General features: G+C 53.0%; 21 protein-coding genes and 1 riboswitch. Of the genes, 15 read left to right on the forward strand and 6 right to left on the reverse strand.

Annotated elements, in window-relative coordinates; translation table 11 throughout:
* The first annotated feature begins 160 nt into the window (after positions 1-160).
* From aztA to zigA, 5 genes are all read left to right on the forward strand, one after another.
* Positions 161-958 (forward strand): zinc ABC transporter ATP-binding protein AztA, encoded by a 798-nt coding sequence (aztA, locus tag ACYJL1_RS06580; RefSeq protein WP_460897582.1) that lies wholly within the window; start codon positions 161-163, stop codon positions 956-958.
* 43 nt (positions 959-1,001) lie between these two features.
* Positions 1,002-1,826, forward strand: coding sequence for a zinc ABC transporter permease AztB (gene aztB, locus ACYJL1_RS06585; RefSeq protein ID WP_460897958.1), 825 nt, complete (start codon positions 1,002-1,004; stop codon positions 1,824-1,826).
* 18 nt (positions 1,827-1,844) lie between these two features.
* Positions 1,845-2,831, forward strand: coding sequence for a zinc ABC transporter substrate-binding protein AztC (gene aztC, locus ACYJL1_RS06590; RefSeq protein ID WP_460897583.1), 987 nt, complete (start codon positions 1,845-1,847; stop codon positions 2,829-2,831).
* 79 nt (positions 2,832-2,910) lie between these two features.
* On the forward strand, positions 2,911-4,116 hold the full coding sequence (aztD, locus tag ACYJL1_RS06595; protein WP_460897584.1) for a zinc metallochaperone AztD: 1,206 nt from the start codon (positions 2,911-2,913) through the stop codon (positions 4,114-4,116).
* A 57-nt stretch (positions 4,117-4,173) separates the two neighbouring features.
* Positions 4,174-5,394 carry a zinc metallochaperone GTPase ZigA gene (zigA, locus tag ACYJL1_RS06600; RefSeq protein WP_460897585.1) on the forward strand — a complete coding sequence of 407 codons (1,221 nt, stop codon included), beginning with the start codon at positions 4,174-4,176 and terminating at the stop codon, positions 5,392-5,394.
* A 188-nt stretch (positions 5,395-5,582) separates the two neighbouring features.
* On the opposite strand, the gene ACYJL1_RS06605 is transcribed toward zigA, so the two are convergent.
* From ACYJL1_RS06605 to ACYJL1_RS06630, 6 genes are all read right to left on the reverse strand, one after another.
* Complete coding sequence (locus ACYJL1_RS06605) at positions 5,583-7,160, reverse strand: TerC family protein (RefSeq protein ID WP_460897586.1); 1,578 nt, start codon at positions 7,158-7,160, stop codon at positions 5,583-5,585.
* Between the two features lie 17 nt (positions 7,161-7,177).
* Positions 7,178-7,357, reverse strand: coding sequence for a hypothetical protein (locus ACYJL1_RS06610; RefSeq protein ID WP_460897587.1), 180 nt, complete (start codon positions 7,355-7,357; stop codon positions 7,178-7,180).
* A gap of 134 nt (positions 7,358-7,491) precedes the next feature.
* Positions 7,492-8,043, reverse strand: a complete 552-nt coding sequence (locus ACYJL1_RS06615; RefSeq protein ID WP_460897588.1) for a DUF924 family protein — start codon at positions 8,041-8,043, stop codon at positions 7,492-7,494.
* 21 nt (positions 8,044-8,064) lie between these two features.
* A complete protein-coding gene (locus tag ACYJL1_RS06620) occupies positions 8,065-9,900 on the reverse strand; it encodes a monovalent cation:proton antiporter-2 (CPA2) family protein (protein WP_460897589.1) in 1,836 nt (611 codons plus the stop codon).
* Between the two features lie 101 nt (positions 9,901-10,001).
* Positions 10,002-10,850, reverse strand: coding sequence for an amidohydrolase family protein (locus tag ACYJL1_RS06625; protein ID WP_460897590.1), 849 nt, complete (start codon positions 10,848-10,850; stop codon positions 10,002-10,004).
* Between the two features lie 12 nt (positions 10,851-10,862).
* On the reverse strand, positions 10,863-11,648 hold the full coding sequence (locus tag ACYJL1_RS06630) for an IclR family transcriptional regulator (protein ID WP_460897591.1): 786 nt from the start codon (positions 11,646-11,648) through the stop codon (positions 10,863-10,865).
* Between the two features lie 264 nt (positions 11,649-11,912).
* Between ACYJL1_RS06630 and ACYJL1_RS06635 the strand changes: the two genes are divergently transcribed.
* The 10 genes from ACYJL1_RS06635 (at position 11,913) to ACYJL1_RS06680 (ending at position 23,513) form a co-directional block, all read left to right on the forward strand.
* On the forward strand, positions 11,913-13,025 hold the full coding sequence (locus ACYJL1_RS06635) for a mandelate racemase/muconate lactonizing enzyme family protein (protein ID WP_460897592.1): 1,113 nt from the start codon (positions 11,913-11,915) through the stop codon (positions 13,023-13,025).
* An 88-nt stretch (positions 13,026-13,113) separates the two neighbouring features.
* Complete coding sequence (locus ACYJL1_RS06640) at positions 13,114-13,848, forward strand: SDR family oxidoreductase (protein WP_460897593.1); 735 nt, start codon at positions 13,114-13,116, stop codon at positions 13,846-13,848.
* A gap of 8 nt (positions 13,849-13,856) precedes the next feature.
* Positions 13,857-15,134, forward strand: a complete 1,278-nt coding sequence (locus ACYJL1_RS06645; protein WP_460897594.1) for an L-fuconate dehydratase — start codon at positions 13,857-13,859, stop codon at positions 15,132-15,134.
* Between the two features lie 193 nt (positions 15,135-15,327).
* A riboswitch (cobalamin riboswitch) is annotated at positions 15,328-15,525 on the forward strand.
* Between the two features lie 111 nt (positions 15,526-15,636).
* Positions 15,637-16,878, forward strand: coding sequence for an aromatic ring-hydroxylating oxygenase subunit alpha (locus tag ACYJL1_RS06650; RefSeq protein ID WP_460897595.1), 1,242 nt, complete (start codon positions 15,637-15,639; stop codon positions 16,876-16,878).
* Positions 16,878-17,969 (forward strand): FAD-binding oxidoreductase, encoded by a 1,092-nt coding sequence (locus ACYJL1_RS06655; RefSeq protein WP_460897596.1) that lies wholly within the window; start codon positions 16,878-16,880, stop codon positions 17,967-17,969. The genes ACYJL1_RS06650 and ACYJL1_RS06655 overlap by 1 nt, the downstream gene beginning before the upstream one ends.
* 163 nt (positions 17,970-18,132) lie before the next feature.
* Positions 18,133-18,948, forward strand: coding sequence for a TIM barrel protein (locus ACYJL1_RS06660; RefSeq protein WP_460897597.1), 816 nt, complete (start codon positions 18,133-18,135; stop codon positions 18,946-18,948).
* Between the two features lie 105 nt (positions 18,949-19,053).
* Complete coding sequence (locus tag ACYJL1_RS06665; protein WP_460897598.1) at positions 19,054-19,527, forward strand: YciE/YciF ferroxidase family protein; 474 nt, start codon at positions 19,054-19,056, stop codon at positions 19,525-19,527.
* A 358-nt stretch (positions 19,528-19,885) separates the two neighbouring features.
* On the forward strand, positions 19,886-20,815 hold the full coding sequence (locus tag ACYJL1_RS06670) for a sugar ABC transporter substrate-binding protein (protein WP_460897599.1): 930 nt from the start codon (positions 19,886-19,888) through the stop codon (positions 20,813-20,815).
* A gap of 88 nt (positions 20,816-20,903) precedes the next feature.
* The gene (locus ACYJL1_RS06675; RefSeq protein ID WP_460897600.1) at positions 20,904-22,445 is read left to right on the forward strand and encodes a sugar ABC transporter ATP-binding protein; all 1,542 of its coding nucleotides are present in this window, start codon (positions 20,904-20,906) and stop codon (positions 22,443-22,445) included.
* Positions 22,446-22,499: 54 nt separating this feature from the next.
* Positions 22,500-23,513, forward strand: a complete 1,014-nt coding sequence (locus ACYJL1_RS06680) for an ABC transporter permease (protein ID WP_460897601.1) — start codon at positions 22,500-22,502, stop codon at positions 23,511-23,513.
* Positions 23,514-23,545: the final 32 nt, after the last annotated feature.

Below are 23,545 nucleotides of genomic sequence, written 5' to 3' on the forward strand. Positions count from 1 at the left end.
CATTCAAACAGAACTGGTTCCATTTGAATGTTCTCCGCTCTATTTCCACTGTTCTCAAATTTGCCATTGTTGACTAATGTAATAACATCACATACGAAGACGTCAAGAATTTGCCGAGAAGGCTTTCAGTAAATCCGGCTTTTCAATGAGTTTTGCCTTCATGACTGAACCAAGTCTGATATTCCGTGACCTTACACTGGGTTACCACAGCCATCCGGCAGTGCATCACCTGAGCGGAGTTGTCGCGCGAGGGTCTTTGACAGCCGTTGTCGGATCGAATGGCTCTGGCAAGTCCACGCTGATGAAGGGCATTGTAGGTGTATTGAAACCCATGTCCGGCTCCTGCACAGTTGAGAAAGGCATGCGGATTGCTTACCTGCCGCAGCAGTCGGAACTTGACCGATCGTTCCCCGCACGTGTGGTTGACCTTGTGTCGCTTGGTCTATGGCCAAAGCGCGGATTGCTGGGCCGGTTTAGCAAAGAGGACCGGGCAAGCGTTTCAAAGGCGCTGATGGCGGTGGGGCTTGGTGGTTTTGAAAAGCGCGGGATTGACACTTTGTCCGGCGGGCAATTGCAGCGCGCTTTGTTTGCGCGTGTTCTGGTTCAGGACGCCGATATCATTCTGCTGGACGAGCCATTCAATGCAATTGATGCGAAAACTGTTGCTGATCTGATCGGCCTCATCAAGCGCTGGCATGGCGAAAATCGCACCATCATGGTTGTCGTGCATGATCTGGAACTGGTGAAGGAGCATTTCCCGGAAACTCTGCTTCTGGCTCGAAAGCCAATCGCTTGGGGCTCTTCCCGCGACACGTTGCGACCGGAAAATCTCCTCCATGCACGTCAATTCCACGAAGCATGGGAAGAAGGTGCCGCATGGTGCGACGAGGATCAGTTGAATCGTCATAACCATAATCACGGCGAGCCCCATGACCACATAAAAAAGGGGGCGGCATAGCGTGTATGATTTTTTGATCGCTCCCTTTGTGGACTATAGTTTCATGCAGCGCGCATTGCTGGGTTCGCTGGCTTTGGCGCTTGGCTCGTGCCCTGTCGGTGTTTTCTTGATGTTGCGACGTATGAGTCTGACCGGTGATGCGATGGCGCATGCGATCCTGCCCGGTGCAGCGGTCGGGTTCCTGCTCTTTGGGTTGCAGATCGTGCCGATGACAATTGGCGGGTTGGTTGCCGGCGCCATCGTCGCTTTGGGGGCGGGCGCAGTTTCGCGCTTTACGATTCAGAAAGAAGATGCCTCGATGGCAGCCTTCTATCTTATATCGCTGGCGCTGGGCGTTTTGATCGTCTCGCTGCGCGGGTCAAATGTCGACCTGATGCATGTCCTGTTCGGTACGGTACTCGCGCTCAACAATGATGCGCTTGGTCTGATTGGCCTTATCTGTGCAATCAGTATTGTGACGCTGGCCATCTTCTGGCGAGGACTGGTGGCGGAGTGTCTTGATCCGCTTTTTCTACGCTCGGTCAGCCGCATTGGCACGCCCGTACATTTTATATTTCTCGGCTTGGTGGTGATAAATCTCGTTGGTGGCTTTCAGGCTCTGGGCACCTTGCTTGCAGTGGGTCTGATGATGCTTCCGGCCGCAGCTGCCCGCTTCTGGACTGCTCGCGTGGGGCCGATGTGCGCCGTCGCAATTGCTATTGGCTTTGCTTCATGCGTTGGCGGTCTTTTGGTCTCCTATCATTTTTCGGTACCATCCGGACCGGCCATTATCCTCTCTGCGGGTACAGTTTATCTTTGCTCCATCATATTGGGATCAAGCGGTGTTCTACAAAGCCGCCTGCGCCCACATCGTCACAGAACCGCTTAAAACCAAGGAAAGAAGACCATGATGAAAACTCTTAAACTTGCCGGCGCTTTGAATGTTATACTATTACTGAGCGCGGCCTATAGCTCAGCTTCTGCGGAAAATATCAAAGTGGTTGCCAGTTTCTCCATTATTTCCGACTTTGCCAAGAATGTCGGCGGCGACAAGATCGATCTGACGACGCTGGTCGGTCCAGATGGTGATGCGCATGTCTATGAGCCGAAGCCATCCGACGCTGCGGCCGTGGCCAAGGCCGATGTGGTGCTTGTCAATGGCTTGAACTTTGAAGGATTCTTGCCGCGTCTTGTCGAAGCAAGTGCAACCAAGGCACCGATTGTCGAGCTGACCAAGGGCATTGACCCACTGAAAAGCAGTGAAGAAGAGCATGATCATGCGAGCGGCGAAGAGCACAAGCACGAAGGTGAAGAGCATAGCCATGAGGGTGAAGCGCATAGCCATGAAGGACACGACCACGGTGCTTATGATCCGCATGCTTTTCAATCGATCAGCAACGCAAAGATTTACGTGAAGAATATTGCCGATGCTTTCTGCACGGCTGATGCTGCCCATTGCGATACGTATAAGGCGAACGCTGCCGACTACACCAAGAAGCTTGACGCGACAGAGACGGAAGTGAAGGCTGCAATTGCCTCAATTCCGGAAAACAAGCGCCTCGTTATCACCTCGCACGATGCATTCGGCTATTTTGAACACGAATATGGCCTTAAATTCCTGGCGCCGGAAGGCATCTCCACGGATTCGGAAGCCTCTGCGGCTGATATCGTTGCCCTGATCAAACAGATCAAGGAAGACAAGGCCTCGGCAATCTTTGTCGAAAATATCACCAATCCGCGTTTGATCGAACAGATTGCCAGCGAAACGAAACTCGAAGTAGGCGGTTCGTTGTTCTCGGATGCATTGTCCAAGCCTGAGGATGGCGCCGGCACCTATATCGAATTGATGCAGCACAATATCGCTACATTCAAGAAAGCCATTCTCGGCAGCTAATAGAGAGGCGAGAAAAGCGGAGCGGAACTCCGCTTTTCTTTTGCCCTGGAATGTTATGTTATTACATTGGAGAAAGCTCATGACACGGCACTTACTTGTGTTTTCGTCTCTGGCTATCGCAGCCGGTTTGCTGACGGTCCCTGCCTCGGCCGAGGGAAAAACGGCATGGCGATTGTTCGTCGCCGATCAGGCCGATCCTATTGTACGCGCTCTGGATGCCAAGACTGGCGACGTTCTGGACACATTCAAGATGAAAGCACCAGCCAGCCTTTCGAGGAGCGAAAGTGGTCGTCTGGTCTTTGCGAATGAGCGTGATGCCGGGCAATTTTCGGTCATCTCAACCGGTATTTCCATTGATGACCATGGGGACCATGGCGATCTGAAAATAGAACAGCCTTCGCTACTTGATTTGAGCTTTGCCGGAAAGAAACCATCGCACTTTGTCGATCATCATGGGCAGATCGCCTTGTTCTTTGATGGTGACGGGGTGGTCAAGATTGTTAAAGAATCTGAGGTTTTGGGCGAGAAAGCCGATACTCGGGAAGTAAAGGTGGCCTCGCCACATCATGGGGTTGCGGTTGCCTTCAAAGACAAGGTTCTCGTATCCGAACCGCATCCGACGGAGTCGGTCAAGGAATTGCCCGTCGGTGTGCGCATCGCCGGAGCGGATAATGCAGTGTCGGGAGAGCTGTACAATTGCCCGGATCTTCACGGCGAAGCGGCATCAGGCAGTATTGTTGCCATAGCCTGCAAATCTGGTTTGTTTCTCGTACGATCCGGAAATGACGGCCCGGAAATTGAGCATCTCGACTATTCGAAATCATTGCCGGAGGGGAAATCCTCTACGCTCGTTGGTGGCAGAGGATTGCAATACTTTCTTGGCAATTACGGGCCACAGGCAGTGGTTCTGATCGATCCAACCGCTGAAGATGCATTCCGCCTGATAGAGCTCCCCGCCCGGCGCGTGCATTTTGCTGTCGATTCCGTGCGTCCGCGCTTTGCCTATGTCTTTACCGAAGATGGGCAACTGCACCAATTGGATGTCATTGCGGGCAAGATTGAAAAATCGCTGCAACTGACAGAGCCCTACAGCATGGATGGGCATTGGAATCTGCCACGGCCACGCATCGCTGTCGCGGGTGACGATATCATCGTCAGCGACCCACTGAAAAGCCGGTTGCAGGTTGTCGATGCTGCACGTTTGGAAAAGTCTCGCGACATGCCCGTTGAAGGCACTCCTTACAATGTCGTGGCCATAGGCGGGTCGGGCGAAGTTCACGAATAAATCTTACGCCCGCGTGCCTGAACAGCGCGTGGGCTTCTTTTTGGAAAGGCTAAAGCCATGCAAAACACAGCAACAGCCAATCGCTTGCCCGTGACGGTGCTTTCGGGATTTCTCGGAGCAGGCAAGACCACACTTCTCAATCATATTCTTAATAATCGTGATGGTCGCCGCGTCGCGGTTATCGTCAACGATATGAGCGAGGTGAATATTGATGCCGCGCTCATCCGGGATGGCGGTGCAAACCTGTCGCGGACGGAAGAGCAATTGGTTGAAATGACCAATGGCTGCATTTGCTGCACCCTGCGTGATGATCTTCTCGCGGAAGTGCGGCAACTGGCAAGCCAGGGCAGATTTGACCATCTGCTGATCGAATCAACGGGTATATCCGAGCCATTGCCGGTGGCATCGACCTTTGATTTCCGTGATGAAAACGGCATGAGCCTGTCAGATATCTCACGCCTCGACACGATGGTAACTGTCGTTGATGCGGCCAACCTTCTGAAAGATTATGCGTCCAGCGATTTCCTCAAGGATCGCGGTGAATCGTTGGGTGATGAGGATAATCGGACGCTGGTGGATCTACTCGTAGATCAGATCGAATTTGCCGATGTTATCATTTTGAACAAAATATCGTCTGCCTCCATGTATGACCGTGATATTGCGCGGAAAATCATTCGGGCTCTAAATCCGGATGCCAAGGTAATTGAAACGGATTTTGCCAAGGTTGATCTTGCAGAGGTTCTGAACACCGGTCTTTTTGATTTCGACAAGGCGCAAGAAAATCCACTTTGGTATAAGGAATTAAACAATTTCGCCGATCACATACCCGAAACGGAAGAGTATGGCGTTCGCTCGTTTGTCTATCGCGAACGCCGCCCGTTTGATCCGCAAAAGTTTCAGGATTTCATCAACTCAAACTGGACTGGCGTCATTCGCGCCAAAGGCTTTTTCTGGCTTGCGACACGGCCGGATCATGTCGGGGAGCTTAGCCAGGCAGGTGCGTTGGTCAGATCGGAAAAGCGCGGGCTTTGGTGGTCATCAGTACCGAAAAGCCGTTGGCCGGACAGTCCGGAGTGGATGAACGCCATGAAGCCTTATCTTCATCCGGTTTGGGGTGATCGTCGTCAGGAACTGGTGTTCATCGGTGTTGATCCCATGGATGAAGCTGAAATCCGCGCGCGACTCGATGCCTGTCTGCTTGATACAGATGAGTTCACGCCGCATGAATGGGAAGGGTTGCTGGACCCTTTCCCAAGCTGGATGAGGCAGGCTTCCTGAGGTCCGGCAAGTGAGATTGCGCTTGGGGAATCTGCAGAATCTGGCGTCAAAACTTATGAATTTTGATGTCTCAGATCAGCAGGCGAAGCCTGCTCAAACCAAAAGATTCAATTGCGATAGTCCTTCCCTTTCGGGGGAAGGACATCAGTGCTCGGAAGAGGCTATGACTTGCGATTGCGAAAAAGCCTCTAAATAAAAAGAGCCGAGGCCGAAGTTGAGCTGATCCGCACTTTGCCAATATTGCGGCCATCCATCTCGACGATTTCATATTCGTAATCATCGACGGTCAGTTTTTCGCCTGTCGTTGGGATATGTCCGAGGTTCCAAAGAATATAGCCGGCGAGCGTGGTGTAGCGGTCGCCGTCATCGACCAGATCACGATCAATGAGGCTACCTAAGCGGCGGATGTCGATATAGGCATCCACAACCATGCTGCCATCTTCGGATCGCTCGAGAATTGGGCTTTCTTCACCCTCTTCCGGAAAATCACCTGCAATTGCTTCCAGAATATCAGTTGGTGTCACCACGCCTTCAAACGACCCGTGCTCATCAAGGACAACGCCCATCTGAACCGTTGAACCACGAAGCTGTTCCATGACGCGCAGAACATTGGCATTCTCATGCAGGATGAGTGGTTGACGTGTAACTTTTTCCCAATCGATCTTGCCGCCATCCAGAATTGCGAACAGCAAATCCTTGGTGAGAGCGACGCCAACAAAATCATCCACGCGTCCACGGGCAAGCACAACGCGGCTGTGTGCCAGAGTGCGGATTTCGGCGAGCAACTCCTCATTGGTTTCATCGAGATCCAGCCACTCCACTTCATTGCGTGGCGACATGATTGAGCGCACCGGTCGCTCGACAAGATCAAGGACGCCGCGGATCATCTCCTTTTCCTCCGGATGGAAGACATCTGACGCAGCAGAATGTTCAGCTATGACATCGAGCGTGTCTGAGTGAGGCGCATCACTGCCACGACCGCCGCCGAGAAGTCGCAGAACAGCACCAGCGGTGCGATCGCGCAGGTCCATCGTGGTGATGCGTTTTTCGCGATTGTGGCGACCAAATTGGTTTGCAGCCTCCACAAGAACCGAAAAGCCAATGGCCGCGTAGAGGTAGCCCTTTGGAATATGAAAGCCGAAACCTTCAATGATGAGACTGAAACCGATCATCATCAGGAAGCCAAGGCACAAAATAACCACTGTCGGATGGCGATTGACGAAGTTCATCAATGGTTTTGCAGCGAGCATCATCACGCCGACCGCGATGATGACTGCGATCATCATGACTTCGAGATGCTTGACCATACCAACGGCGGTAATCACGCTATCGAGCGAAAACACGGCATCCAGAACGACGATCTGCGCGATGACCTGCCAAAATACAGCGTGGACAGCATTGCTTTCCTTAGCCGCAAGACTTCCCTCCAGCCGCTCGTGCAACTCCATCGTTCCCTTAAACAGAAGGAACACGCCGCCAACGATCAAAATGATATCGCGGCCGGAGAATGCAAATCCTGCAAGATTGAATAGTGGTTCTGTGAGGGTGACGACCCAAGAGATAGAAGCGAGCAATGCTAGCCGCATGATAAGCGCCAGCGACAAGCCAACAAGACGCGCCCTGTTGCGCTGATGCGGTGGAAGCTTGTCCGCAAGAATGGCAATAAAAACAAGATTGTCGATACCAAGCACGATCTCCAGCACGACGAGCGTCGCGAGACCGATCCAGGCATTGGGGTCGGCAATCCATTGTAATGTGAGATCCATCGGGAAGTCGGGTCCTGTTAGCGGATAAAATGAGAGCGTGGCGCGGCGAGCAGACCGGCTGTCAAAAACAGCAGAAATCCACCGGCGGCGCTGGCAAATTCAAAATAAGGGAGGTTGGCGGGTTTTCGGTGCTGACGCTGCGCGTGCAGGGTCAGCCTGCTTCGCAAGTCCGGCTCTTCAGATTGATCGTCCGGCATTGATGCGCGCGGTCAGTCCCTGTTTCACTGGCTAAAATTGTGAATGTGTCGGTGCCAGATAGGCATATAATGGCAGTCCCGCACGTTTGGTTCAAGTGGCGTGCGGCAACAAAGCCAAATACAGCGGCAGATATTCAACCGGCAAATCCGCCCGCATCAAGAAACGCGCGTTCTTCCTCGGTGGTATCGCGGCCCAATATGACGTTGCGATGGGGAAAGCGTCCGAAACGTTGAATAATGTCATAGTGATCATTGGCATATTCAACATTTGCCGGAGAACCGTGACTGCAAAGCTCTACGCAACGGCGTTGGTCGTCCACATCCTCCGAGTGCATGAAAGGCAGATAGAAAAATGCGCGCAATTCCGGCGCAACGGAAATGTCATGACCTTGTTCCAGCGCCCGATTTGCATAATAGCGCGCAAGCTCGTCGGTCGCGTACATATGACCGGTATTGCGGAAACAATTGCGTGGAAACTGATCAAGCAGGATCATAAGCGCCAGCGCACCTTCAGCAGTTTCCACCCATGCTTCATATTCCCGCCTTGCCGCGGCAAAATGTTCTTCAAGAAAGCTCTTGTGGAAAAGAGCATCAAAGGCCTCGTCTTTCTCAAACCATTTTTCAGGCCCCGCCTCGCGCCAAAAATCAGTGACTTCAGTAATTTTCGACACTTGTGATTGCGACATGGATCTACTCCCTTGGCCTGCTCAGTTTGCGTCCACCGATGCGGCAACGGGAAGGACGCTCGCGGTTTCCTCGCTCAATGCCCGTCCGGACTGACGCGGTTTGATCAATGGGCCGGGAACCGGCGCATTGCCCTTCATAAGGTCATTGCCTGCGTGTATACCGCCAGCGAGCTGAAGGTCGAGGCGCTCATCATCACGTTGGCGAATATCGCGGATGATCTCTGCTGCCTCTTCAGGATCGACGCCTAGACCGACCAAGGTTGTTTGCCCAAACAGAAGCGCTGACTCAAAGGTCTCGCGGATTTGATATTCAACACCCACTTTAATCAGTTCGATTGCATTGCCGCGATCGAATGACCGAGCATATATCTGCACCAGGGGAAACTCGGCCTTGATGAGATGAGCAATCGACAGGATCGTTTCTGCCTTGTCGACACAGATCAGCACAGCCTGTGCGCGCCCAGCACCCGCTGCGTGGAGGATATCCAGGCGTGTGCCATCGCCGTAATAAACCTTGAAGCCGAACTGTGCCGCAGCCCGGATCATTTCGATGTCATTATCGATGATCGATACGTCGACATCGCGAAGCAGGAGCGGCTGGCTGGAAATCTGACCGAAACGGCCAAAGCCGATAACCAAGACCCTGCCTTTCAGTCCTTCCGCCATGTCAACGTCTTCCAACCCCTGTTTCTCGGCGGGCAAGATGTAGCGCATACCGATAATCGCGAGCGGTGTCAGGACCATGGAGATAATGATAATCGCCGTCAGAATCGCATTGGACTCGCCATCGAGAATACCGACCGCAGTCGCTGTCGCATAAAGCACAAAGGCAAATTCACCACCCTGAGCCATGACAATAGCGCGTTCCAGCGATTCACGATGGGACGATTTGAGCATGCGAGCGACGACATAGATCGCGATTGCTTTGACGATCATGAAGGCTGCAACGTAGAAGATGACCATTTGCCAATTGGCAGCAACCACTGCCAGATTGAGTGACATGCCGACAGCAAGAAAGAAAAGGCCGAGCAAAATGCCACGGAACGGTTCGACATCTGCTTCCAACTGATGCCGGAATGTCGATTCGGACAGGAGTACCCCTGCAAGGAAAGCCCCCATGGCCATTGAAAGCCCGCTGACCTGCATCACCAGAGCCGCGCCCAGCACGACAAGCAGTGCCGCAGCAGTCATGACTTCGCGGGCTCTCGTCATGGCGAGCAGACCAAACAGCGGATTGAGCAGGTAACGCCCCGCAATGATAAGGCCTGCGACTGCACCGATCCCAATGCCAATATCGAGCCAACGCAATCCACCAGCCTCTGTGGTGCTGATCGGCGCAAGGAAGGCAACCAGTGCCAGCAGCGGTACGATCGCCAGATCCTCAAATAGCAGGATCGACACCATTCGCTGACCTTTGGCAGATGCGATATCGCCGCGTTCTTCCAGCAACTGCATGACGATAGCCGTCGAGGTCAGAACGAAACCTGCGCCCGAAACGAAAGAGACGGCAACGGGAAAGCCGGTTGCAATGCCAACGCCAGTAAGAAGAAGCGCGCAGACGATGACCTGTAATGCACCCAGACCAAAGATCTCGTTACGCATACCCCAAAGCTTGGTCGGTTGCATTTCCAGTCCGATAATGAACAGGAACATAACAACGCCAAGTTCTGCCACATGCAGAATGGTTTCCGGGTCGGAAAAGAAACCCAGGCCGAACGGGCCAATAACCAGACCGGCGGCAAGATAGCCAAGAACCGACCCTAATCCGAGCCGTTTGAACAGGGGAACAGCGACCACGCCTGCACCGAGCAGAACGACAACACTTAATAAATCTGGGCCACTTGCTTCGACTGCCATCGTCTCTCCTGCACACGACTCTTCTGATTTTTACAGGTAAAGCGGCGGTGCCCGGCAGGCAAGCCAAAACAATGAGGTTCTGACCTACAAAAAAGTGAATGCTACAGGCTCCAGATACGCTTGGCGTTTTGTGAGAACAGCTTTGCTTTTTCATTCTCGCTACAGCCAGACACGAGCGCATGTGTGGCAGCGATCCATGTGGCAAGTCCGCCACCCAATGTGCAAACCGGCCAGTCACTTCCCCAAACCAAACGATCAAAACCAAAGCTGGCTATGATGTGGTTGACGTAAGGGGCAAGCGTCGCAACAGTCCATGTTTCAGAATCGGCATAGGCGACCACGCCCGATATCTTCGCGGTGACATTGGCGCGCTTTGCGATCTCGGTAATTCCGGCCTGCCATGGCTTGAAGGCTTCCCCCTTGATATCGGGAACGCCGCAATGATCAAGAATGAACTGAACATCAGGAGCAAGGTCGGCAAGGGCAATGGCTTTATCGATCTGTCTGGGCAGAACGCATAGGTCGAATGACAGACCAGTACCCCCAAGCAGCTTTATATTCTCGCGAAACAGCGGCTGTTCAGAAAGTTCGTCGGGCATGACGTGGAGAACACGGCGGAATCCCTTGACCAACGGATTAGCCAATTGCCGATCAAGAAAGGCAGCAAAGCCCTCATCTTCCGGGCGACAAGAAGAGATCACTCCCGCAATCAAGTTTCCTTCGCGCGTTGATAATTTGGCGACGTTGCTCGTTTCGCTCTCAATATCAGAGACTGCAACATCGACTTCCATATGCAGTGCCCGGGTAATGCCGCCGCGAAGTGCCTGCTGCGCATATTCTTCGTAGAGAAAATCACGGTTCAGCGCTTGTACGCTGGATAGCCAAGGGTAGGACAAGGCGGACTGGTCAATGAGATGCAAATGGGTGTCGATCAATTCACTGGTCGTCATTGATTTCTCCAATCAGGCTTGCCCTACGTCGGCGCCTGACAGTTCCGACAGCTTTCTTGCTGTAGTCACGACCATCTGACAGACCTGATCAACATCGGGCGCTTCAGGAACATTGAGGACTTGAATATAGGGGCAGGTGATCGCGGCAATCGCGCGGCCATCCGGTCCGAGCACTGGAGCTGAGACGTTGAAGACTCCGCCCGTCTGGGCGCTGGGCATGATCTCATAGCCGCGCTCGCGTATCATGTTCAACCGGTCACGATAATCATCGGGTTGCGAATTATCATCCACATGGCGTTCATATTCTGCGATCATCAGGCTACGCTCTTCCGGCGAGCGGAATGCCATCAGCACGTGGCCGGAGCCGGTATTGAGCAGGCTCATATGCGAACCAACGCGGATCGAGATGCCCCAATATTCCGGTGCTTCCTGCTGGGCCACCACCACCACTGCACCGCGATCAAACACACATAGATGATTTGCTTGCTTGGACTGAACGGCAAGGTCGCGCATCAAAGGTGTTGCATAGGCCGCGAGCCGGCGAACAGGCGCGTGTAACTGTGCAAGACCGAAAAGCTTGAGTGTCAGCGAATAGCGATCGCCTTCGAGCCGGGTTACGTAGCCGCGGCGGACCAACCGATCGAGCATACGATAAAACTCGTTGGGGCTGCGGCCAAGGCGTTTGGCTATCTCGGCCTGTGTTACGCCGCCATCAATGCCCGCAAGCAGTTCAAGTATATCGAGACCTTTGTCGAGTGCGGGCGCGCGATAGCGGTCACTGTCTTCATCTTCAGTCATATGCGAATACCCCTTGGAGCGCTTCTGCTTTTCGGTGAACGGCCTTGCGCTCTGGCTATTTATTCTTACGCAATTCCAAACGGAAAAACAGTTCCCACTTTTCCTGGAATTCCTGTTGTCTAGGCTTATACGAAGAAGATGAGAGGATGGAAGTGCTTTCATCGCTTGACGATGCACCGTGCAAATGTTTGTATATGAATGAAGTTCCCATATATGGGTATATAAAGTATAAGGGTAGATATACAAAGCCCGAGGGAGGATAACTTGGCAAAAATCCAGCGCGTGGAACTGCGGATGGTTGATCTGCCGCCAAAAGTGCTGCGGACGGATGCAATCCAAAGTTTTGTCAGTCAGGAAACCCCAATCGTTACGATTACCGATAGCGATGGCGCTGTGGGTACGGGTTATAGCTACACGATCGGGACGGGTGGCTCATCAGTCATGCGGCTGCTTTCCGACCATCTGGCACCCCGACTGCTGGGCAAGGATGCGGATCAGATCGAGGCGATCTGGCATGACCTTGAATTTGCGACACATGCGACCACCATCGGTGCAATCACCGCGATTGCACTCGCAGCTATTGACATAGCTCTGTGGGATTTGCGGGCCAAAAAGCAGAACCTGCCACTATGGAAGCTGGCTGGCGGGGCAAAGGATCGTTGCCCTCTTTACACAACCGAAGGCGGCTGGCTGCATATTGAAAAGCAGGCGCTTGTCGATGACGCGCTGCAAGCCAAGGCGAAGGGTTTCAAGGGCGCCAAGGTCAAGATCGGCCGTCCGCATGGGTCTGAAGATCTTGATCGCCTGTCAGCCGTGCGTGATGCTGTCGGTTCCGGATTTGAGATCATGACGGATGCAAATCAGGGCTTTTCTCTCGACGAAGCCATTCGCCGTTCGCATGTGCTGCGCGATATTGATCTGGCCTGGCTGGAAGAGCCGCTGCCGGCGGATGATATTGATGGCCATGTGCGCCTGTCCGCTTCTACGCAAACGCCAGTGGCGGTTGGCGAATCGCTCTATTCGATCCGGCATTTCCGCGAATATATGCAAAAGGGTGCCTGCTCCATCGTTCAGGTCGATGTAGGGCGTATTGGCGGCATCACACCTTGGCTGAAAGTGGCTCATGCGGCGGAAGCCTTCAACATTCCCGTCTGCCCGCACTTCTTGATGGAACTGCATGTCAGCCTGACATGCGCGGTTCAGAACGGAAAATATGTCGAGTATATTCCCCAACTTGATGACCTTACCAAAACTCAGATGCGGATCGAGAATGGTTATGCTTTGGCACCGGCGGAGCCTGGAATCGGCATTGACTGGGACTGGGATGCGGTCAAGGCGCGCAGCATGGAAGAGTTCACGACCGAAATTCGCGTTTGATGGTTATTACAGCCTAATCAGATATTGTTGCCCAATTCAGGGCTGAAGTGCATGACTGGCATTACAAAATGCCGAACGGAGATTTGAAATGACAGGCAAGCTTGAAGGCAAACGCGTTCTTATCACAGCCGCCGGACAGGGGATTGGCCGGGCTTCGGTGCTGGCTTTTGCGCGTGAAGGTGCGATCGTGCATGCGACAGATATTAACCAGCAACTGCTCGATGCCTTGCCGAAGGAAGCAAACATCAAGCCGCGCAAGCTTGATGTGCTCAAGGCAGAAGAAGTGGCGCAGGTGATTGGCGAAATCGGTGCAATTGATGTGTTGTTCAATTGCGCCGGTTTTGTCCATGGCGGTTCAATTCTCGATATGCCGGACGCTGATCTGGATTTTGCGCTTGATCTCAATGTTCGCGCCATGATCCGCACGATCAGAGCCGTTCTGCCCGGAATGATTGAGCGCCAGTTCGGCGCTATCGTCAATATGTCTTCCGTCGCCAGCAGCGTGAAGGGTGTGCCAAACCGTTTCGCCTATGGTGTGACGAAGGCAGCGGTATTGGGAATAACCAAGTCAGTTGCTGCTGATTATATTACGCAGGGCATTCGCTGCAATGCGATCTGCCCAGGAACCGTGGAAAGCCCTTCGCTTGAACAACGCATGCGCGCTGGTGGCGATTACGAAGCTACACGTGCAACATTCATCGCCCGCCAGCCCATGGGACGATTGGGCCTGCCGGAAGAAATCGCCGACCTTGCCGTCTATCTTGCTGGCGCGACATACACCACGGGCCAAGCTTACAATATCGATGGCGGCTGGACAGTTTAGGACCGACAATGACCCGCATTACTGATCTTCGCGTCTTCGATATTCGTTTTCCGACATCGCAAAGTCTGGATGGGTCAGATGCAATGAATCCTGATCCTGACTATTCCGCGGCCTATGTGGTTCTGGATACGGATGCAGGGCTTTCCGGCCACGGCCTTACCTTTACGATCGGGCGTGGTAACGAGATTTGCTGCTTGGCCATCGAGGCCATGAAACATCTTGTTATCGGACTTGAACTCGATTGGGTAAAGGACAACCCTGGCCGGTTCTGGCGTTTTATTACCGGTGACAGCCAGTTGCGTTGGATCGGCCCCGACAAGGGTGCGATGCATCTGGCCACCGGTGCGGTTGTGAATGCTGTGTGGGATTTGCTGGCAAAGGAAGCAAAGAAGCCGGTCTGGCAACTCGTCGGTGAAATGACGCCGGAAGAAATCGTCAACATCGTCGACTTCCGCTATCTTACGGACGTATTGACGCGTGACGAGGCGCTTGAAATTCTGCGCAAGGCAGAAGTGGGCAAGAAAGAGCGTGTCGAGACGCTGAAAGCTGAGGGGTACCCCTGCTATACGACTTCCGCAGGCTGGCTCGGCTATTCCGATGAAAAGCTGCGGCGTCTTTGTCAGGAAGCGGTGGATGCAGGCTTCAACCATATCAAGATGAAGGTCGGCCGCGATCTCGAAGACGATATCCGACGCCTCACGATTGCGCGCGAAGTGATTGGTCCGGATCGCATTCTTATGATCGACGCCAATCAGGTGTGGGAAGTCAATGAAGCAATTGACTGGGTAAACAAACTGGCCTTCGTCAAACCATTCTTCATTGAAGAGCCAACGAGCCCGGACGATGTTGCGGGGCATCGCAAAATTCGTCAGGCGATCCATCCGGTCAAGGTTGCAACGGGCGAGATGTGCCAGAACCGCATCATGTTCAAGCAGTTCATCGCTGAAGGCGCAATTGACGTTGTGCAGATCGACAGTTGCCGCATGGGCGGGTTGAACGAAGTCCTGGCAGTCCTGCTCATTGCGGCAAAGTACGAGCTGCCCGTCTGGCCGCATGCGGGCGGCGTGGGTCTATGCGAATATGTGCAGCATCTATCGATGATCGACTATATTGCCGTTTCCGGCACCAAAGAGGGCAGGGTTATTGAATATGTCGACCATCTGCATGAGCATTTCATAGATCCCTGCAACATCCAGAATGCGGCCTATATGCCGCCCTCACTGCCGGGTTTTTCAATTGAGATGAGGCCGGAATCAATCAAGCAATATCTGCATCATAGTCTTTAAGTATCCCTCAATTCAGAAAATGAATCATCGCCATTTCAGGCGGTGGTTCATTTCTGATGTAGGAGAGGGCTGTCTGTCAAAAGCAAGCTCCATTCGGACGTGTCAGATAAAGACATTTTCTATTTTTTCAGCCGTGTCGTCTTGTGTAAATGCGATGTCGTTTCCGCACCTATTCTTTTTATCATCCGAGTGCTTTTATCAGGCTACTTGAGGTGCCGCTTTCTAGGGAAGGTGGAGAATTGGGAAGCCGGTTTAATCCCGGCGCTGCCCCCGCAACGGTAGTGGAGTGAAACGCGGCAAAATAGCCACTGGAGCATTGTTCCGGGAAGGCGCCGTGAAGCCTGCAAGGCAACTCCAGAGCCCGGAAACCAGCCGCAAGCGATAACATCGACTGATCGCGGTGGGCGATCAAGGAGCATTGTTTTGTATGGGCAACCATACGGACGGTCTTCTCCGTCACCACCAGTCAGTTCTTTCGCAAATGAGATGGCGAGGACACGACATGGACGCACATAGTGAACTGCTCCGGAACCTGAAACACCGGAAACCGGGCTATGGCCTCGAGCAGGCCTTTTACAATGATCCGGAGTATTTCCGGTTGGATATGGAAAATATCTTCTATCGCGACTGGCTGTTCATCGGTCACGATTGCGAAGTGGCGCGGCCGGGTAATTATTTCACGGTGCAGATCGGCGACTACCCAGTGGTTATCGTACGGGATCGCGAAAAGAAAGTCCGTGCCTTTCACAATTCCTGCCGCCACCGCGGTTCGCGTGTTTGCGCTTCTGAACGGGGCACCTCGGCGAAGCTCGTTTGCCCCTATCACCAGTGGACTTATGAGCTGGACGGCAGGCTTTTATTCGCGCGCCAGATGGGCGATGATTTCGACGCCAGCCAGCACAGCCTGAAGACAGTGCATTGCGAAAGCATTGGCGGATATATTTTCATTTGCCTTGCGCCAATCGCGCCCGATTTTGCTGCGACGCGCGCTTTGATCGACCCTTATCTTGCACCGCACCGTCTTGGCGAAACCAAAGTCGCTTTCCAAAGTTCGATTGTTGAAAAGGGCAATTGGAAGCTGGTCTGGGAAAACAACCGCGAATGTTACCACTGTGCCGCCAATCACCCGGAACTCTGCAAGACATTTCCGGAAGCACCAAGCGTAGCCGGCATACAAGGCTCGAAGGATGACCCGGAGATTGTTGCGCATTGGGACAAGTGCGAAGCGGCGGGTCTTCCAAGCGTGTTCCGTATCGATGAAAATGGCCAGTACCGTGCGACACGCGTGCCGCTGCTCCACGAATCTGAAAGCTACACCCTTTCGGGCAAGCGCGCTGTGGCGCGGCAGCTCAGCGACGATGTGAGCACGCGGCAGATCGGTTCGCTGTTGCTTTATCATTACCCGACAACGTGGAATCACATTCTGGGCGATCATGCGATTTCTTTCCGCGTTCTCCCGCTTAGCGCCACCGAGACCCAGGTCACGACCAAGTGGCTGGTGCATAAGGATGCTGTTGAAGGTGTCGATTACACCATCGAAGAGTTGACGCATGTCTGGCTGGAAACCAACGATCAGGACCGTCAGATCGTTGAAGAAAATGCTTTCGGCATCCGCTCGCCAGCCTATGAGCCGGGTCCCTATTCAGTGGAACATGAAGGCGGCGTTTTGCAGTTCCTCGAATGGTACTCCACCACAATGGAAACACGCCTCTCCGGCGACAAGCGATTGAGCAAGGTAGCGTAGTGAATATGGGCATTCCTCAGAAATACCCGCATCTTGATCAGATGCAGCCATGGAACGACCGGCTGCATCTGCTGGAATGCCTGTCTGTCATTGAGGAAGCGCCCAATGTGAAGACATTCACATTCCGCTCGGATAATCAGAACTGGTTCCGCTATGAGCCGGGCCAGTTCATGACGTTTGAATTGGGCACGCAACCGGATGCGGTTCTGCGTACCTATACGCTCTCTTCCAGCCCCTCGCGGCCATTTACAATTGCCATCACGGTCAAAGCGCAGGATGGCAGCGTTGGCACGCGCTGGATGCTGGACCACCTCACACCGGGCGCGCGGCTGAAAGCATTTGGGCCGCTTGGTGACTTCTCAATCTCAAAACATCCCGGCGATAAATATCTGTTCATTTCCGCCGGGTCGGGCATCACACCCATGATGTCTATGACGCGTTGGATGCAGGACTGTGCACCACAAAGCGATATTAGTTTTGTCAGTTGCGCCCGCCGCCCCAGCGACATCATCTTTCGCAAGGAGCTCGAATATCTGACCAGTTGCATGCCCAATCTCAAGCTGTCCTTTCTGATCAAGGAACATGAGATGGGCCAGCTTTGGACGGGTATCAGAGGCAGGCTCGAAGCGCCCAAGCTTTCACTGCTGTCGCCTGATTTCAAGGAACGGACGATATTCTGCTGCGGCCCTGATGGTTTTATGCGCGATGTCCGGGCCATGCTGGAAGAGTCCGGCTTCGACATGGCAAATTATCATCAGGAAAGCTTTGGTTCGGCTGCCGAACCTGTTCTGCCGTTAATGGATGAAATTTCGACGGAGGTGGCTGAAACCGCTGCCATCGTGACGTTCTCCATGTCTGGCAAAGATGTACCCTGCGTGGCTGGCGATACAATCCTGAAGGCTGCGCGAGGGGCGGGAATTCGAATTGCTGCGGCCTGTGAATCCGGATTGTGCGGCACCTGCAAGATCATGAAGGTTTCCGGCAGTGTCGATATGAACCACAATGGCGGGATTCTCGACGAGGAAATCGATGAAGGCTACATTTTGGCTTGTTGTTCCAAGCCGCTGAGCAATGTCGAAGTGGAAGCGTGACCACGCTTTGGAATGGTCACGGATAAGCTCTCAAGTCTGGATAGATGGCAGGGAAATAATTTTCTCAGGGTGATTGACGCAAATGCTGGGCCGACAGATTGTGGCGCCCGAAAGTTGCGACCCATCCCTTGGAAAGCAAGCCAAAGTTCCCGGAGAATACCAGATGATCACGCCAGTGTTTGCAATCAATCACATCGCCGCCCCCACTCTTCGTCCTGCTGCATTCTTTCAGCTGGCGAAGAAGCTTGGCTTGCGTGATGTTGAAATCCGCAATGATTTGGATGGCAATGCGCTCCTCGATGGGACACCCGCGACTGAAATTCGGGATATGGCAGAGGCGGCTGGCGTGCGCATCGCCACCATCAATGCTTTGCAACGCTTTAACGAATGGACCCCGGAGCGTGAACGGGAAGCGGTTGAGCTTGCAGACTACGTGCAAGCCGTTGGCGCGGCGGCGCTTGTTCTGGTTCCCGTCAATGACGGCACCGGTCAGGTGGATGGCGAGCGACAGGGCAATTTGCGAGAGGCGCTGACAGCGCTCAAGCCTATTCTTGAGAGCCGGGGACTGTTGGGGTTTGTCGAGCCGCTAGGCTTCGAGATCTGTTCGCTTCGGTCCAAGCGCGAGGCAGCGCAGGCCATTGAGGCTGTCGGGGGGCAGGCGCGTTTCAAACTGGTCCATGACACATTCCACCACCATCTGGCCGGAGAGCCAGAGCTTTTTCCGGATGTGACCGGGCTCGTACATATTTCCGGGGTGACAGATTCTAAGGTCGCTATTGGTGATATGCGTGATCCGCATAGGGTTCTGGTCGATGATCATGATCGTCTTGGCAATGTCGATCAGATCCGCGCGCTCCTGGAACTAGGCTATAAAGGACTGTTTTCATTTGAGCCTTTTGCGGAACAAGTTCAGCAATTGGCTGATCCTGCGAGCGCCATTTCGGCCAGCATGGCGTTGATTAAAACCAGATTAGGCTGATCGCTGCTCTGCTTTGGCGACTTGTATTCCAAGCTTTCCTATTGCGGTGGAACATTATCGCCTGTCCGAGGTTCCTGTATTCCAATCGACAGGAGGAAAACCGGAATGAAGACACTGGCCGAAATTTTCGAGCATACGCTGCATGATATTTATTATGCGGAGAATGCACTGGTTAAAGCCTTGCCAAAAGTCGCAAAAGCCTCAAACGATGCCAAGCTAAAAAAGGCAGTAGAAGAACATCTTGAAGAAACCAAGGGGCATGTCAGCACCCTTGATCAGGTTTTTAAATCGCTAGGTCTTAAACCAAAAGCCGAGAAATGTGACGCAATCGAGGGTTTAATCAAAGAGACAGATGACCTCATTGAAGAAGCATCCGGGACTGCCCTGAACGTTGGCTTGCTTGCCGCTGCACAAGCCGTCGAACATTACGAGATAGCGCGCTACGGTTCATTGCGGGAATGGGCTAAAACACTCGGCCATGACGAAGCACATAAGCTGCTCAGCGAAATTCTCGATCAAGAGAAAGCAGCGAACAATAAGCTCACCAATATCGCGGTTGAAAGCGTCAACAAGTCATAAAGCACTATACCAATCTAACATAATAAACGGGTCCGGCTGCTTTGCCGGACCCGTTTTCATATTGACAAGTCGGTCAGTATTTTTGCTCAGCTGTGCAAAGAATCATCTTCCTCGTCTGTCCTTGGAAGCTGAATCAGGCTTGACGCTGGCACGTTAAAATGGAATAAATATTTCAGAAACTGGTTGCAATGGTCTGTACATTCCGAAATTGCAATCCAGGGTCGAAGCTGCGCGAGGCATCGTGCGCCTTTCATATCTTGGTATTCGCTAGTCAGGGGTAAGGTATGGCTGCGAAAACGAGATGAGGAGAGGTTCCGGATAGAAGGTGTTGCCGGGCACCGTTGTGGAGGAGAATTAAATGAAAAAATTTCTATTGGGAGTAGCTGTTTCCGCATTGATGAGCAGTTCGGCGCTGGCCGCCAATATTGGCGTGTCGATGGCGCAGTTTGATGACAACTTTCTCACCGTCTTGCGTACGGGGATGGAAGACTATGCCAAGACACTCGATGGCGTGACTTTGCAGGTCGAAGATGCCCAGAATGATGTGGCGAAACAGCAGAGCCAGATTCAGAACTTCATCGCCTCCAAGGTAGACGCGATCATCGTGAATGCGGTTGATACCGATGCAACTGCTGCCATGTCGAAGATTGCCGCCGAAGCCGGAATTCCATTGGTTTACGTCAATCGCCAACCTGCAAATGTGGATGAACTGCCCGAAAAGCAGGCTTTTGTGGCATCCAATGAAACCGAAGCCGGTACACTTGAAACAACCGAAGTCTGCCGACTGCTTAAGGGCCAGGGCAAAGTCGTTGTCATGATGGGCGAATTGTCCAATCAGGGTGCGCGTGCGCGCACAAAGGCCGTGCATGATGTAATTGCAACAGATGCATGCAAGGGAATCTCGATTGTTGAAGAGCAGACCGCAAACTGGTCGCGTACACAGGGTGCAGATTTGATGACAAACTGGCTTTCAGCCGGCTTGGAATTCGATGCCGTGATCTCCAATAATGATGAAATGGCAATTGGGGCTATTCAGGCGCTCAAGGCTGCGGGCCGCGCTTCGGACAGTGTTGTGGTTGCCGGTGTGGATGCCACTCAGGATGCTTTGGCCGCAATGACTGCCGGTGATCTTGATGTCACCGTATTCCAGGATGCGGCAGGGCAGGGCAAGGGTGCTGTGGACGCGGCGCTCAAGATCTCCAAGGGCGAGAAAATCGAAAGTAAAGTCTATATTCCTTTCGAACTCGTGACGCCCGAGAATCTTTCGAAGTATCAATCAAAAAACTAAGCAATAACATCGTTGCTGGTCTCTCCCCGAAATGGGGAGAGACGGCATTGGCATTTCAAGCGGCCAATCTCTCTGGGAGGAGAAGAGCATGACACTCAGCCCTTCAACCATGGCGGCAGTGCGTGCCAGCGGGGCGGTCCCGCAGGCAGAGTATCTTTTGAATGTTGAAAATATTCGCAAGGAATTTCCCGGCGTTCTGGCGCTGGATGATGTGCAGTTCCGGCTGAAGCGCGGGACTGTCCATGCATTGATGGGCGAAAATGGCGCCGGTAAATCCACTCTGATGAAGATTCTTGCTGGAATATATATTCCAGATCAGGGTGAGGTTTATCTCAAGGGCTTGCCTATTCGACTGAAGTCACCGCTCGACGCGCTCGAGAATGGTATTGCGATGATCCATCAGGAATTGAACCTGATGCCTTTCATGACTGTGGCCGAGAATATATGGATTCGCCGCGAACCGAAGAATGTTTTTGGCTTTGTCGATCATGGCAAAATGTATGACATGACGGCGGAACTTTTCCAGCGGCTGAACATCAGGCTCGATCCTGAAAGCCAGGTGCGGGACCTTTCGGTTGCCAACCGGCAGATGGTGGAGATCGCCAAGGCAGTTTCATACGAATCCGATGTGCTGATCATGGATGAGCCAACCTCGGCGCTGACGGAGCGTGAGGTAGAGCATCTTTTTGCAATTATTCGCGACCTGCGTTCGCAAGGGATCGGTATTGTCTACATTACCCACAAAATGAACGAACTGTTCGAGATTGCCGATGAGTTTTCGGTATTTCGGGACGGGCGTTATATCGGTACGCATGCCTCAACCGATGTAACCCGCGATGACATCATCAAAATGATGGTTGGGCGTGAGATCACTCAGATGTTCCCGAAGGAAACAGTGCCTATTGGCGACGTGGTGCTTTCGGTGAAGGATTTGTCGCTGAAAAATGTGTTTCATGACATTTCTTTTGACGTTCGGGCGGGTGAAATCCTCGGGATTGCCGGACTTGTCGGCTCTGGCCGCTCGAATGTGGCAGAAACGATTTTTGGGGTTACGCCGGCGACGACAGGGACAATCGCCATTAATGGCAAAGAGGTAAAGGTCAATACACCCAATCAGGCGATCAATATGGGCATGGCTTTTCTGACCGAAGATCGCAAGGACACCGGTTGTCTGCTCATTCTCGATATTCTTGAAAATATGCAAGTCGCGGTGCTGCAGGATCGCTTTACCAAGTTTGGCTTTGTGCAGGAAAAACAGATTACGGCGGTTTGCGAAAAGATGAGCCAAACCTTGCGTGTCAAAACACCTAGCCTGGAAGAGAAGATCGAGAATCTCTCTGGCGGGAATCAGCAAAAGGTTCTGATCGGCAGATGGCTGCTTACCAATCCGAAAATTCTCATACTGGATGAGCCGACCCGAGGTATTGATGTGGGCGCCAAAGCGGAAATCCATCGCCTGGTCACGGAGCTTGCGCGGCAGGGTGTGGCGGTCATCATGATCTCATCGGAGATGCCAGAGGTGCTTGGTATGAGTGACCGCGTGATGGTGATGCATGAAGGACGGGCGACAGGCTTTTTGGACAGAGCCGAAGCGACGCAGGTCAAGGTGATGGAACTTGCGTCCAAATAATCTGGCCAAGTTTCAAGGTCAGACGGCGCTACTGGGTTATGGGAGAAAATTATAATGACGAGCGAACAAGCAACTGCAATGGTCACGTCCCGCCGGAGTCGACGGCTGCCGCCTGAAGTCAATATTCTTCTGGTGCTGATCGGCATTGCCCTGGTTTTCGAAATTCTTGGCTGGATACTTGCCGGTCAGAGCTTCCTGATGAATACGCAGCGCCTGCGGATTATCATCCTGCAAGTTTCGGTCATTGGCATCATAGCAGTTGGCGTCACACAGGTCATTATTACCGGCGGCGTTGATCTCTCCTCGGGTTCGGTTGTAGGCATGACAGCGATGATTGCTGCGAGCTTTGCGCAGTCCTCCACCTGGGCACGGCCAGTCTATCCCGCTCTGACCGATCTGCCGTTCATCCTTCCTATCATCATCGGGCTTGGAGTCGGGCTTCTTGCCGGGATCATCAATGGCTGGCTGATCGCTCACACCAAAATCCCGCCATTTATCGCAACGTTGGGCATGATGGTTTCGGCTCGGGGCGTTGCAAAATGGTACACAAAGGGTTCGCCGATCTCCGGACTTACTGAGGAGTTCAATTTTATCGGAAGCGGCATATGGCCGGTGATCGTGTTTCTGCTTGTAGCCCTGATTTTTCACATCGCGTTGCGATATACACGCTATGGAAAATTCACCTACGCCATTGGTGCCAATGTGCAGGCGGCGCGGGTCTCTGGCATCAATATCGAACGGCATTTGATCAAGGTCTATGCTATTGCCGGTTTGCTGGCGGGACTTGCGGGTATTGTCACGGCCGCTCGGGCACAGACAGCGCAATCGGGCATGGGCATGACCTACGAGCTGGATGCAATCGCCGCGGCTGTCATTGGCGGAACATCGCTGGCTGGTGGTGTCGGTCGCATCACCGGCACGGTTATCGGCGCAATCATTTTAGGTGTCATGATTTCCGGTTTCACCTTCCTGCGGGTGGATGCCTATTATCAGGAGATCATCAAGGGCATTATTATCGTTTCTGCGGTGGTGATCGATGTGTATCGCCAGAAAAAGAGAAAAGTTTGAGATTTGTATCGCCCGGGAATCATCCCGAGCAT

It is taken from the genome of Phyllobacterium sp. K27, assembly GCF_054796155.1.